At 38.4% G+C, this 13,037-nt stretch carries 12 protein-coding genes; 11 read left to right on the forward strand and 1 reads right to left on the reverse strand.

The window, feature by feature from the left end; translation table 11 throughout:
* The first annotated feature begins 1 nt into the window (after nt 1).
* From NSQ74_RS13170 to NSQ74_RS13195, 6 genes are all read left to right on the forward strand, one after another.
* Nucleotides 2-949, forward strand: a complete 948-nt coding sequence (locus NSQ74_RS13170; RefSeq protein ID WP_340823873.1) for a SpoIVB peptidase S55 domain-containing protein — start codon at nt 2-4, stop codon at nt 947-949.
* 358 nt (nt 950-1,307) lie between these two features.
* Nucleotides 1,308-2,099, forward strand: a complete 792-nt coding sequence (spo0A, locus tag NSQ74_RS13175) for a sporulation transcription factor Spo0A (RefSeq protein WP_173479023.1) — start codon at nt 1,308-1,310, stop codon at nt 2,097-2,099.
* 328 nt (nt 2,100-2,427) lie between these two features.
* Nucleotides 2,428-2,805, forward strand: coding sequence for a PH domain-containing protein (locus NSQ74_RS13180; protein WP_340823874.1), 378 nt, complete (start codon nt 2,428-2,430; stop codon nt 2,803-2,805).
* 175 nt (nt 2,806-2,980) lie between these two features.
* The gene (locus NSQ74_RS13185) at nt 2,981-3,181 is read left to right on the forward strand and encodes a hypothetical protein (RefSeq protein WP_340823875.1); all 201 of its coding nucleotides are present in this window, start codon (nt 2,981-2,983) and stop codon (nt 3,179-3,181) included.
* 367 nt (nt 3,182-3,548) lie between these two features.
* On the forward strand, nt 3,549-5,120 hold the full coding sequence (locus NSQ74_RS13190; RefSeq protein WP_340823876.1) for a DUF342 domain-containing protein: 1,572 nt from the start codon (nt 3,549-3,551) through the stop codon (nt 5,118-5,120).
* On the forward strand, nt 5,113-5,841 hold the full coding sequence (locus NSQ74_RS13195; RefSeq protein ID WP_340823877.1) for a glycerophosphodiester phosphodiesterase: 729 nt from the start codon (nt 5,113-5,115) through the stop codon (nt 5,839-5,841). The genes NSQ74_RS13190 and NSQ74_RS13195 overlap by 8 nt, the downstream gene beginning before the upstream one ends.
* A gap of 50 nt (nt 5,842-5,891) precedes the next feature.
* Here the strand turns inward: NSQ74_RS13195 and NSQ74_RS13200 are convergent, their stop codons facing one another.
* Nucleotides 5,892-6,128 (reverse strand): DUF2627 domain-containing protein, encoded by a 237-nt coding sequence (locus tag NSQ74_RS13200; RefSeq protein WP_340823878.1) that lies wholly within the window; start codon nt 6,126-6,128, stop codon nt 5,892-5,894.
* 310 nt (nt 6,129-6,438) lie between these two features.
* Here NSQ74_RS13200 and NSQ74_RS13205 point away from each other — a divergent pair, with 310 nt between their 5' ends.
* The 5 genes from NSQ74_RS13205 to NSQ74_RS13225 all read left to right on the forward strand — a co-directional run bounded on the left by NSQ74_RS13205 (nt 6,439) and on the right by NSQ74_RS13225 (nt 13,028).
* On the forward strand, nt 6,439-7,533 hold the full coding sequence (locus tag NSQ74_RS13205) for a Leu/Phe/Val dehydrogenase (protein WP_340823879.1): 1,095 nt from the start codon (nt 6,439-6,441) through the stop codon (nt 7,531-7,533).
* A 266-nt stretch (nt 7,534-7,799) separates the two neighbouring features.
* Nucleotides 7,800-9,227 (forward strand): dihydrolipoyl dehydrogenase, encoded by a 1,428-nt coding sequence (gene lpdA, locus NSQ74_RS13210; RefSeq protein ID WP_340823881.1) that lies wholly within the window; start codon nt 7,800-7,802, stop codon nt 9,225-9,227.
* A gap of 270 nt (nt 9,228-9,497) precedes the next feature.
* Nucleotides 9,498-10,514, forward strand: coding sequence for a thiamine pyrophosphate-dependent dehydrogenase E1 component subunit alpha (locus NSQ74_RS13215; protein ID WP_340823883.1), 1,017 nt, complete (start codon nt 9,498-9,500; stop codon nt 10,512-10,514).
* Complete coding sequence (locus NSQ74_RS13220) at nt 10,514-11,497, forward strand: alpha-ketoacid dehydrogenase subunit beta (protein ID WP_340823885.1); 984 nt, start codon at nt 10,514-10,516, stop codon at nt 11,495-11,497. Before NSQ74_RS13215 ends, NSQ74_RS13220 begins: the two co-directional genes overlap by 1 nt.
* 196 nt (nt 11,498-11,693) lie before the next feature.
* Nucleotides 11,694-13,028: a dihydrolipoamide acetyltransferase family protein gene (locus tag NSQ74_RS13225; RefSeq protein WP_340823886.1), complete on the forward strand. Its 1,335-nt coding sequence runs from the start codon at nt 11,694-11,696 to the stop codon at nt 13,026-13,028.
* Nucleotides 13,029-13,037 lie beyond the last annotated feature (9 nt).

Below are 13,037 nucleotides of genomic sequence, written 5' to 3' on the forward strand. Positions count from 1 at the left end.
TATGAATCGTCGTTGGCGTCAATTTGTCATTTTGCCTATGCTCATCGTTTTGTTATTTATGCCCATACAGGCTTTTGCGGCCAAAAAATTAATACCGATGGGCGAAGCAATTGGAATTCAGCTTCAGTTATCACATGTCTTTGTTGCTCATGATGTGTTGTTAGCTTCCAATCAATGGATGAAAGGAGGCGCTGTTATTGAAAAAATAAATGATACAACAGTAAAAACACTCGCTGAGGCCAAGCAAGCAATTGCTCGACAAGGGCAACAAAAATGGACGATAAAAAGTGAAGGAAAAGAAGTAACAGTTGACTTACAAGAACAAGAAGCAGAACATGTCATCTCTTTTTTAAAGGATGAAACAGATGGAGTAGGGACATTGACATACATTGATCCAGAGACACAAAATTACGGAGCGTTAGGCCATCAAATTGTTGATTCAACTCTTCAAGAAGCACCTGTCTTCAGAGCAGGCTCCATTTTCTTAGCATCCATCCAACAAATCCGTAAAAGCCTACCTGGTCAACCCGGCTATAAAATATCCTCAATTGAAAAACATCAGGAACGATTAGGTAGTATCGATAAAAATACGGTTTATGGAATTTTTGGCCGTTGGGAAGATAGTTACCAACAAAGATTGCCAAAAGCCATCGAAATTATGCATGCAAAAGATATAAAATTGGGACATGCTGAAATTTACACAGCTATTGAAGGCAGTAAAGTCGAAACATTTTCCATTGAAATTACAAAAGTAGAAAATGAACGGCTTGAATTTATTGTCTCTGACGAAAAGCTCATTGAAAAAACAGGTGGCATTTTACAAGGCATGAGTGGTAGTCCAATCATACAGGACGGGCGTTTCGTTGGTGCTGTCACACATATGTTTGTAGAAGAGCCAAAAAAAGGGGCAGCTATTACAGTGGCTGAAATGTTAAAAAAATCATCATGAATGAGATGGGGCTGCCTCTGGTAGCTCCTTTCGTTCTTGAAAAAAATAGATTAAACTAGCTCTTTCCCTAAGTATTTCATGCTTATGACGGAACACTTTAGCGATACTTAAAAAAAAGTGTAGTTTTATCTCAGTTTTTTCACTAAAATAAGTTGTAAGAGCATTCGACAATTTGCTGTTAAGTATCGTAACTTGTCGATAAAAAAAGAAAGTATCGGACTACATACTCATTTTTGGAAATAGAAAAGGTTTTTAAAGCAAAAATGTCGAAAATTCCACAGTGTGTCAAAATAGACATTAGGGGTAAAAGGTTTTGTGCTTTGAACAGTCAAAGCAAAGTCCAGAAGGAGGAATTGAAATGACAAAGGTAAAAGTGGCGATAGCAGATGATAATCGTGAGTTATTAAAAACAATGGAGCAGTATTTTCAGGGTCATCCCGAAATTGAAATAATTGCAACTGCCTCAAACGGGAAAGTATGTCTTCAAATGCTTGAAGAGTTTTCTCCTGATATTTTATTACTGGATATTATTATGCCTCATCTAGATGGGTTAGCTGTTTTAGAGGCGATGTATCAAAATGATCGAATGTCTTCAATACAAGTCATCATGCTAACTGCATTTGGTCAAGAGGATGTGATGAAACAAGCGGTGGATTTAGGGGCTTCATATTTTATGCTAAAGCCGTTTGAATTTGATCAGCTCGTTCAAAAAATATTACATTGTGCTGGCCAAAAGGCTGCTATACCAAAAAAGTCAAGTGTATTACAGCCGACAACTCCTCAAAAATTAAATCAGCATCAACTTGATAGCACCATTACAGCTATTATTAAAGAAATCGGAGTTCCTGCACATATTAAAGGTTACTCTTATTTACGTGAAGCTATACAAATGGTGTTTGAAGATATCGAGTTATTAGGTTCTGTGACGAAAATTCTATATCCTGAAATTGCAAAAAAATTCAACACAACACCTTCACGTGTAGAACGTGCCATTCGTCATGCCATTGAAGTCGCATGGAATCGTGGCAATTACGAGTCCATTTCGTCGATGTTTGGCTATACAGTGCACCACTTAAAGTCGAAACCAACAAATAGTGAATTCATCGCGATGATTGCGGACAAGATTCGTATTGATATGATGGCGAGCTAACGGTTTTAAGGGCATTTGGCTTAATGGGGAATGACCTTCCATCTATTATAGAGAACGCTTATATAGCGAATCGTAACGCCTTTTTTAGACAGTTTGCGTCGACTGTTTGAGGGGGCGTATTTTTTATGTCTAAATGTATATTTATAGATAAAACGCTCGTAAATGGATAAAGTGTAAAGAAAACAGCGTTATGTGCGAAGTTTATGTAAATTTATAACTATTCAATATTTTGCTATGTTTGATTGATTCTATTAATACTTTAGTCTGTAATATTGTAGTAAAATGTAATATATACTATATAAAGGTTGAATAAGTGGAGGGAACATAAATGGGGCTATTTGATGGATTGATGGGAAATGCAAGTGAGATTAATTTGGATAATTTACAGGAAGAAATGAAAGAGATTTTAATACCGACTGAGACAATTCAAAATGCTTATAAAATTATTAGAGATACATTTATCTTTACAAATAAACGACTGATTTTAATTGATAAGCAAGGCGTAACTGGTAAGAAAACGGATTATCATTCGATTCCATATAAGAATATTCTTCATTTTTCAGTTGAAACAGCAGGGACATTTGATTATGATGCAGAGCTAAAAATTTGGGTTTCAGGTAGTCAGCTACCCATTCAGAAAAATTTCAATAAATCCACTAACATCTACAAAGTTCAAAGTGTATTAGCGGAATACGTGTTAGGATAGTATTCAATTTTGACGGTTAACAGTATTTAAGCTGTTAATCGTCTTTATTTGTATGAACTTGTTCCAGCGAATGTCCCAGATTTTTAGTGGAGCTTTTCGAGAAGGGGCGAATAAAATATGGTCGTAATTATACCGAGATATCATTGATGGTTTATAATCGAACGGGGTGATATAAATGAAAAGTGTAAACTTTCAACTAGACCATCATAATTCATTAGAATTAACACAAATAGATGATCAGTTATTTGAGGTACGACTTGAAATGAATGGCCGTATTAGTATTTTTTATATGACGCGCGAACAACTGGGCTCTGATAACCGAATTGAAGCCATGCAAAAACGATTAGTTAGTGACTTTTTTCCAGATAAAAAATAAATCTATAAGCATGAACATTTCATTTATAGCTATGCAAATCAAACGCCACTTTCTGAAGGGGCGTTTTTTAGTAGGCAAGACCTAAAACATAAAATTGTAGCTAAGTGGATATAGCCATTTACTTTTTTGCGGATTACCTAAAATACTACTGTAATTTTATGCATTAATAGCATTTGCACTTTTGAAATGAAGGAAAAGATGTTTTTTTATAGGATATATCGTCTATTTTTTAGAGGAAAAATGTATGAGCTATATGTAGGGCTTACTGATAAAGTAGGGGTATTTTCTTTATGAGTAGTGACAATTGTCTCTAAACAAATGTAAATAGATTGTATATACTTACATATAGAGGGAAGGAGGAGGTAGCGTGATTCTAGTTCGAAATGATAACTTCGAAATATCTGAAGAAAACGGAAAGGTATTTATGCTTACATACAGTGCGGGATTTCCATTAAAAGAATTTGATGGTATCTTACGTAGTCATCCACGACTAAAGTTATCTAATTTTTCTATTTTAAAAACTGTACTAGCGACAGAAAGCACAAGTCCTGTTGAAATTGGACGCTGGCTTCCAAATGTTGAAGCTGAAATTGCACGAGATAAAATGTCTGCCTCTATATTTGTATATGAAACGCATGATTATATTCAAAAGAATAAAGAGAAATTAACAGCACAAATTACAGACACACTAGCGGGCCAAGGGATTACCTATGGCATTTTAGAGTTTGATATTTTAAAAATTGAGCCAGGAAAAGCATTTTTAATTGCACAGGGAACATCGCCTGTCGCAGGCATGGATGCTCAAATTACATACTTACCAAAACCAGAGAGAAAACCTGTTATTCGTGAAGATGGGAAAGCTGATTACTATGACATGAATTTTATTTCAGAAATTTCTGAAGGTTCTTGGCTTGGGGAGAAAATTCCTGCAACGTTGGGCAAGCCTGGTCAAAATGTACTCGGTGAAATTATTGCGGCAGCACCAGGCCGTGATTTTCCAATTCGATACGATAAAAAGTCAGCCTATGAAGTAGAAGAAGACGATAAAATTGTCATTCGTTCAAAGATTGCTGGCGTGTTAGATGATGTCAAAGGTATGATTGGTGTTAACCGACATTTACCAATACATGGAGATGTGGGCGTTGAGACAGGTAATTTAGAGTTCAATGGCTCTTTAAGTATTAAAGGAACCGTTACAACTGGCTATACAGTTATTGCGACTGGAGATATATCAATCGAAGGAGCAGAAGGTGTAAGCGGGGCTAAACTGATTAAATCGATCGAAGGTGATGTATACATTCGAGGCGGTATTTTTGGTTTGGGCTCAACTCTTGTAGAAGCGGGTGGCAATATTTTCGTTAAGCACGTAAATGAAGCTATTTTAGTAGCCGACGATAGTATTCATATCGGCTTTTACTCACTTGGATCTCAACTTACTGCGCATTCTATATTTGTAGATGAGCGAAAAGGTAAAATTATCGGCGGGCGTGCTGTTGCTAAAAATACAATCGTCACAGCAATCTCTGGAAACCGACTAGAGCGTAGAACAGATCTCATCATTGAAAGTGTCAACAAACAGGAAAGTTATGCCTTGATGCAAAGCAAAGCCACACAGCTAAAGAAACAGCAATCTGAAATTTCAGAACTTGAAGCGAAGATTACGAGTTTATTACCACTTCATAAGCAAATGTCAACACAGCAAATTGCCTCATTTGAAGAAACAAAACAACGATTGTCAAAATTGAAGGCTGAAGCGGTTACAATGGATCGTGAAATTAAGTTAATGATGGACGAAATGCGTCATGCTGGAAAGGAAGAAATCATCGTAACAAAAGAAGCCTATCCAGGTACGTATATTCAAATTGGTAAGAAATCCTCGTTATTAAATAACATGACGAATGGTAAATTTCTGCTTGAGTTCGGTGAGTTAAATGTATAAGGAATCGTTTATCCCTGTGTTTGCGCATCGAGGGGCGTCAGCCTATGCTCTCGAAAACAGTTTCAAAGCTTTTGAGAAAGCGTTAGAGCTAGGCGCAGATGGGATTGAATTAGATATTCAGCTATCCAAAGAAGGAATACCAGTTGTCTACCACGATCCGCAGTTATCAAGATTAGTAGGTTCTAATAAACTGGTAAATGAATGCACGATAGCGGAACTACAAAGCTTTAAATTAGGAAAGCCTTTGAGAAGGTTTTTTTCTGCGTATCGAATTCCAACATTTGATGCAGTTTTAGTATGGGCAAATAAACACCAACTACCTCTAAATATCGAATTAAAATCGACCATTCTTGACAATAAGGATGCGCTCGTTCAATTGCTTCAAGGACTTATTTTACCTAAAGGTAGTCATTTTTCTTCATTCCATTATGAGCTTTTAGAGGTTGTGAAACACCATGCGCCACATTTTGAAACTGCACTTATCGCTACTAAAAAATTGAAATGGGATTTGCTATGTGATTATAAGGCAATTGATTGTGTCCATATGCATAAAAGATATTATAAGCCACAATATTTAGAGGCTTGTGTAACCAGTTCTAAAACATGTCGCTTTTATGCGATTGACGGTAGTGAAAACTTCCTGACGAATCCACATTCATCAGTAATTGGGTGGATTACAGATTTTCCTGATAAAGTGATCACCGTTCAGCAACGTCAATAAAAATAGCTATCCAGTAAGTCACATTGTGTGACTTATTTGGATAGCTATTTTTATTTTTTTTGGAAGCGCGGAGCCACTTTTCCGTTTTTTCGATCGCGGTGTAGTAAAAAGCCTGCGAAAAAGCCAAAGCCGACAACAAAGAAAATGATGCCAACAACAAATTGCAGCCATAAAAATGGGAAAGGTGAGATGAGCTTACCGAATAATGTATCACGCATAAATTTAATGCCACCTGCAGCCATTAGACCTGGAATAAGCATTACAATAAACGCAGCAAATCGAGCCATGCATGTCCCTCCTCATACCTAAATATAATTGTACCTGTGGATATGGGAATGTCAAGAAACCCTATGAATCTTAGAAGTCTAGGAAGAGAAGCGGAAAAAGTTATAAAACTATTAACCGTAACTGAATTTTTAGAAAATTCTTACTTAGTAGGAAAAGTGTAATAATAGTTGCGAAATTGTGAATTTGTCAGTATTGTAAAATTAAATGGAGCGATATTATCCATTGCAAAATATATTTATCATTAGTTTTTAAATTTGATTGGGATGGGCATTAGGGGTTGCACTTTCCAAAGCAAAGGGGCGAGTTTTCATGGAAATCTTCAAGTATATGGAAAAGTATGATTATGAACAATTGGTATTTTGCCAAGACGAAGCATCTGGGTTAAAAGCGATTATCGCTATCCATGACACAACACTTGGACCAGCATTAGGTGGTGCTCGTATGTGGACCTACGCGACAGAAGAGAATGCGATAGAGGATGCATTGAGACTAGCACGTGGGATGACATATAAAAACGCGGCTGCTGGTTTAAACCTTGGCGGTGGAAAAACGGTCATTATTGGGGACCCATTTAAAGATAAAAATGAAGAAATGTTCAGGGCTTTAGGGCGTTTCATCCAAGGGCTTAACGGTCGCTATATTACAGCTGAAGATGTTGGGACAACAGTAACAGATATGGATTTAATCCATGAAGAAACGAATTACGTTACAGGAATCTCACCAGCGTTCGGTTCATCAGGTAATCCGTCACCAGTAACTGCTTACGGTGTTTATCGTGGTATGAAAGCTGCTGCAAAAGAAGCATTTGGTACGGAGTCGCTAGAAGGTCGCACAATTTCGGTTCAAGGGCTAGGGAATGTTGCATACAAGCTTTGCGAGTACTTACATAATGAAGGTGCAAAACTTGTAGTAACTGATATTAATCAAGCTGCGATTGATCGTGTTGTCAATGATTTTGGTGCTAGAGCTGTTGCGCCAGAAGAAATCTATTCACAAGAAGTTGATATTTTCTCACCTTGTGCATTAGGAGCTATTTTAAATGACGAGACAATTCCGCAATTAAAAGCAAAAGTTATCGCTGGTTCTGCTAATAACCAATTACAGGATTCACGACATGGGGATTATTTACATGAGCTAGGTATTGTTTATGCACCTGACTATGTTATTAATGCGGGTGGCGTTATAAATGTTGCTGATGAATTATACGGCTATAATCGTGAACGTGCGATGAAACGTGTAGATGGGATTTACGACAGCATTGAAAAAATCTTTGAAATTTCAAAACGAGATGGCATTCCTACTTATGTAGCAGCTAATCGTTTAGCAGAAGAACGCATTGCTCGTGTATCGAAATCGCGTAGCCAGTTTTTAAAAAATGAAAAAAATATTTTGAACGGTCGTTAACAACGGCTATTCGTTAAAAGAAGTCGCATAGTCGACTTCTTCTCTTTAAATAATGGTAAATAAAGGATTTTATAATATATAAATAGTCACAAGAAAAGATAGCGCAGTAACTTCAAGTGAACGTAATAAGGTGCACCTTTCATTTCAATATTTCTATGTATAGAGATATTTGCTTGTGGCGATACAGCTATTTCCTCGACGGATTTCACTGTCACACATGTTGGATAGAAGGGCTTTAGCACTTTTCTCATAAGGAGGAATAAAATATGGCTCAAAATTATGATGTTGTTATTTTAGGAGGAGGGACAGGAGGCTACGTAGCAGCAATTCGTGCAGCACAATTAGGCTTGAAAACAGCTATTGTGGAACGTGAACGACTTGGTGGTACTTGTCTACATAAAGGCTGTATTCCTAGTAAGGCGCTACTTCGCAGTGCAGAAGTGTATCGTATGGCCAATAAAACTGCGAGTGAATTTGGAGTAGACATTTCAGGAGTTACATTGCAATTCAATAAAGTGCAAGCACGTAAGCAAGCAATTGTAGAGCAATTAAGCCAAGGTGTGAATACACTGATGAAAAAAGGCAAGATTGATGTATATGAAGGAATGGGAAGAATATTAGGTCCATCTATTTTCTCACCAATGCCAGGTACGATTTCTGTAGAGATGCATAATGGGCAAGAAAATGAAATGCTTATTCCGACCAATGTTGTCATTGCAACAGGTTCGAAACCTAGAGGAATGGCAGGGTTAACAGTCGATGGCAAATACGTCATGAATTCTGATCACGCTTTGCAAATGGAGGAATTGCCAACGTCATTACTGATTGTCGGTGGCGGTGTAATAGGTATTGAGTGGGCATCGATGCTTTGTGATTTTGGGGTGTCTGTAACAGTAGTTGAATATGGCCCATCAATTTTACCAGCAGAAGATGCTGATGTCGTAAAAGAAGTGACAAAGCAGCTTGAAAGTCGTGGTGTACGTATTGTAACGAATGCACGCTTAGATTCAGATACATTCAAAATAGAAAATGATAACGTTTTCATTTCTGCTAAGCTTCAGGATAAAGAAGAAAGTTTCGTGGCAGATAAATTGTTGCTGTGTGTAGGACGTGAAGCAAATATCCATGGTATCGGTTTAGAAAACACAGATATTGAAATAGACAACGGCTTTATTAAAGTAGGCGATTCTTATCAAACGAAGGAATCACATATGTATGCCATTGGAGATGTTATAGGTGGTTTACAATTAGCACATGTTGCCTCTCATGAAGGTTTGTCTGCTATTGAACATATTGCGACTGGGAAAATAGCGCCACTAGATGTTTTGAAGGTACCGAAATGTGTTTATTCCTTCCCAGAAGTAGCTAGTATTGGTTTAACGGAAAGTGCTGCCCGTGAGCAAGGCTATGCATTAAAGGTAGGCAAATTCCCATTTAAAGCTATAGGTAAAGCGCTTGTCAATGGAGATTCAGATGGCTTTGTAAAAATAATAGCAGATGAAGAAACAGATGATATTTTGGGTATTCATATGGTAGGACCGCATGTGACGGATTTAATTGGAGAAGCGTCATTAGCGAAATTATTAGATGCAACTCCTTGGGAAATTAGTCAGGCAATCCATCCACACCCATCACTCAATGAAGTATTAGTAGAATCTGCCCTAGCTGTTGATAAGCGGGCTATTCATTTTTAACTTAAATTGAGCAGCAGTCATCCACTTCTAGTAGTGGGCGATGCAGGCAAGCATACTTGAATTCAATAGGGGCACAAATCCTTGGTGATCCAAGTTAACAGTCACGGATTGTGTCGCAGATTTTATAGAGCAGCTTTTCGAGTAGGCTCGAAAAAATCGGACACAATGATGCCGAGGCGAGAAAATACTGTCATAAATTAAATACTAGAGTTGCTTGTGCAAGTATTGCAGGCGCTTTAGCATTTTTTCTAATGCGAAAGGGGTGTTCATATGCAAGACGTTCAAATAAAACATGAAGATTTAGGTTTATCGACTGAAGATGTCCTTGCTATGTTCGAAACGATGTTAATGGCAAGAAGACTAGATGAGCGCATGTGGCTATTAAACCGTTCAGGTAAAATTCCATTTGTTATTTCTTGTCAAGGACAAGAGGCAGCTCAAGTTGGAGCAGCATTTGCATTAAATAAGGATATAGATTATATTGCACCGTATTACCGAGATATGGGTGTTGTATTGCATTTTGGAATGACGCCAAAAGAGTTAATGTTATCAGCTTTTGCAAAGGCTGAAGACCCGAATTCGGGCGGTCGCCAAATGCCAGGGCACTTCGGACAAAAGAAAAATCGTATTTTGACTGGTTCTTCGCCAGTAACAACACAAGTCCCACATGCTGTAGGTGTGGCGCTTGCAGGACGTTTGCAAAAAGAAGATTTCATTACCTTTGTCACATTAGGAGAAGGCTCTTCCAACCAAGGTGATTTCCATGAAGGGGCGAATTTTGCAGGTGTGCATAAGTTACCAGTAATCATAATGGTAGAAAATAATCAATATGCAATTTCAGTACCAGTAGAACGTCAGTTAGGTTGTGCAAAAGTTTCCGATCGTGGTATTGGCTATGGTATGCCAGGAGTAACAGTTGATGGTAAATGTCCATTACAGGTTTATAAGGTTGTTAAAGAGGCAGCAGAACGTGCTCGTAGCGGTGCTGGTCCTAGTCTAATAGAAACGGTGACATTCCGTTTAACTGCCCATTCTTCTGATGATGATGATCGTCAATATCGAACAGCTGAAGATATTGCAGAGGGCAAAGCGAAGGATCCGATTGTATCATTTGAGAAATATTTACAAGATGCTGGAATTATGACTGAATCTCTTCGAAATGAAATAGAAGAGCGTGTCATGGCTGAGGTGAATGAAGCGACGGATTATGCAGAAGCAGCACCGTATGCACAACCAGAAGATGCCATGAAATACGTATATGCACCAGTGGACGGAGGTGACGTGTAATGGCAGTTATGTCTTATATTGATGCGATTACATTAGCGATGAAGGAAGAAATGGAACGAGACGACCGCGTTTTCATCTTAGGAGAAGATGTTGGGCGCAAAGGTGGCGTTTTTAAAGCAACTACTGGTCTTTATGAGCAGTTTGGTGAGTATCGTGTGTTAGATACACCACTTGCTGAAAGTGCTATCGCAGGGGTCGGTATTGGTGCGGCAATGTATGGGATGCGCCCAATTGCTGAAATGCAGTTTGCAGACTTTATTATGCCTGCTGTAAACCAAATCGTATCCGAGGCTGCGAAAATCCGTTATCGTTCTAATAATGACTGGACTTGTCCGATTGTAGTGCGTGCTCCTTTCGGCGGTGGAATTCACGGTGCACTGTATCATTCACAATCGGTTGAAGCACTTTTTGCTGGTACGCCAGGGTTAAAAATTGTCATTCCTTCTACACCATATGATGCAAAAGGCTTGCTAAAAGCAGCGATTCGAGATGAAGATCCGGTATTATTTTTTGAACATAAGCGTGCGTATCGACTAATTAAAGGTGAAGTCCCATTAGACGATTATACATTACCAATAGGCAAAGCAGATGTTAAACGCGAAGGTGAAGATGTTACAGTAATAACGTATGGCTTAGCAGTTCATTTCGCTTTACAAGCAGCAGAGCGTTTAGCATCAGATGGTATTTCAACGCATATTTTGGATTTACGTACAGTGTATCCGTTAGATAAAGAAGCAATCATTGAAGCGGCAAGTAAAACAGGTAAAGTATTACTTGTTACAGAAGATAACAAAGAAGGTAGCATTATTAGTGAGGTAGCAGCTATTATTGCAGAGAATTGCTTATTTGATCTTGATGCGCCTATCCAACGATTAGCTGGTCCAGATGTACCTGCGATGCCATATGCACCGACGATGGAAAAGTTTTTCATGATAAATCCTGAAAAAGTAGAACGTGCTTTGAGAGATTTAGCTGCTTTTTAACTTAGACAAATGAATCTCCTATAACTTGGAGATAAATACTTAATTGTAATCTCTTTTTGAGTAAGCGTTAGGGGCGCTTACTCAAAAAAAGCTAAAGCCTCTGGCGGTTGTCATAGATTTTAAACTAGCTTGCTTTGTCAACGCAAAATCTTGGCTAAGGTTACTACCGAGGCGTAATTGATGGGAGGAATAGATAATGGCGATTCAAAACATTACGATGCCACAGCTCGGTGAAAGCGTAACAGAAGGTACAATCGAAAAATGGCTCGTGCAACCAGGTGATACAGTAAAAAAATATGATCCATTAGCAGAAGTTGTGACAGATAAAGTAAATGCAGAAATCCCATCCTCTTTTGAAGGGGTAATTACAGAGCTACTTGCTGAGGAAGGGCAGACGTTACCTGTTGGAGCGGTTGTTTGTTCAATCGAAATAGCAGGTGACAGTGAGTTACCTGAAGCTCCACCTGCGAAAAAATCAACAGTAAGTTCAGCGATTCTCAATGCTGGTATTCAGAAAAAACAAGAGACGCCAAAGGAAACTACTGTTGCAATTTCATCAGAAAAACCAGTAAGACAGCAAAAAGCGCGCTACTCACCAGCCGTACTTAGACTAGCACAAGAGCATGATATTGCACTCGAGCAAGTTGTTGGTACAGGAGAGGGTGGCCGTATTACACGAAAAGACCTTCAACAATTAATTGATGCTGGCAATGTACCGACGACAACGGATGCACCATCTTCTGAGCCAGTTGCCGCTGCTAGTAACGAACAAGTCACTACACCAGCACCAGCTGCAAAACCAGCAGTATCTGTGCAAGAGACACAAGCGGGTGATATTGAAATACCAGTTACAAATGTGCGCCGTGCCATTGCGAATAACATGGTGCGTAGTGCTCAAGAAGTGCCACATGCTTGGATGATGATGGAAGTTGATGTAACGGAATTAGTTGCTTACCGAGATAGCATTAAGACGGAATTTAAACAAAAAGAAGGGTTTAATATTACCTACTTTGCGTTCTTTGTTAAGGCTGTAGCACAAGCACTTAAAGAGTTCCCGATGATGAATTCTATGTGGGCAGGAGATAAAATTATCCAAAAGCATGACATAAATATTTCCATTGCAGTAGCAACAGATGATGCACTTTTTGTCCCTGTTATAAAACACGCTGATGAAAAATCAATTAAAGGGATTGCTAAAGAGATTCATGAGCTTGCTCAAAAAGTGCGTACAGGCAAACTAACAATGGACAATATTAAAGGTGGTACGTTTACGGTTAATAATACGGGTGCTTTCGGCTCTATGCAGTCAATGGGCATTATTAATTATCCACAAGCTGCTATTCTGCAAGTGGAAAGTATTGTAAAAAAACCAGTCGTTTTACCTGGCGGAATGTTTGCTGCACGCGATATCGTAAATTTATGTTTATCTTTAGATCATCGTGTACTAGATGGATTAGTTTGTGGTAAATTCCTAAATAGAGTAAAAGAAATACTCGAAAATACAAATAAATCTTCGACGTCAGTCTACTGATGACTTGTC

The sequence above is a fragment of the Lysinibacillus sp. FSL W8-0992 genome (assembly GCF_038008685.1).
Taxonomy (GTDB): Bacteria; Bacillota; Bacilli; order Bacillales_A; family Planococcaceae; genus Lysinibacillus.

Bases quoted from the DNA above. Each gene is read 5' to 3' on its own strand.
- NSQ74_RS13170 (WP_340823873.1), top strand. From the start codon at position 2: ATGAATCGTCGTTGGCGTCAATTTGTCATTTTGCCTATGCTCATCGTT.
- NSQ74_RS13185 (WP_340823875.1), top strand. From the start codon at position 2,981: ATGAAAAGTGTAAACTTTCAACTAGACCATCATAATTCATTAGAATTA.
- NSQ74_RS13225 (WP_340823886.1), top strand. From the start codon at position 11,694: ATGGCGATTCAAAACATTACGATGCCACAGCTCGGTGAAAGCGTAACA.
- spo0A (WP_173479023.1), top strand. From the start codon at position 1,308: ATGACAAAGGTAAAAGTGGCGATAGCAGATGATAATCGTGAGTTATTA.
- NSQ74_RS13195 (WP_340823877.1), top strand. From the start codon at position 5,113: ATGTATAAGGAATCGTTTATCCCTGTGTTTGCGCATCGAGGGGCGTCA.
- NSQ74_RS13215 (WP_340823883.1), top strand. From the start codon at position 9,498: ATGCAAGACGTTCAAATAAAACATGAAGATTTAGGTTTATCGACTGAA.
- NSQ74_RS13200 (WP_340823878.1), bottom strand. From the start codon at position 6,128: ATGGCTCGATTTGCTGCGTTTATTGTAATGCTTATTCCAGGTCTAATG.
- NSQ74_RS13205 (WP_340823879.1), top strand. From the start codon at position 6,439: ATGGAAATCTTCAAGTATATGGAAAAGTATGATTATGAACAATTGGTA.
- NSQ74_RS13180 (WP_340823874.1), top strand. From the start codon at position 2,428: ATGGGGCTATTTGATGGATTGATGGGAAATGCAAGTGAGATTAATTTG.
- NSQ74_RS13220 (WP_340823885.1), top strand. From the start codon at position 10,514: ATGGCAGTTATGTCTTATATTGATGCGATTACATTAGCGATGAAGGAA.
- lpdA (WP_340823881.1), top strand. From the start codon at position 7,800: ATGGCTCAAAATTATGATGTTGTTATTTTAGGAGGAGGGACAGGAGGC.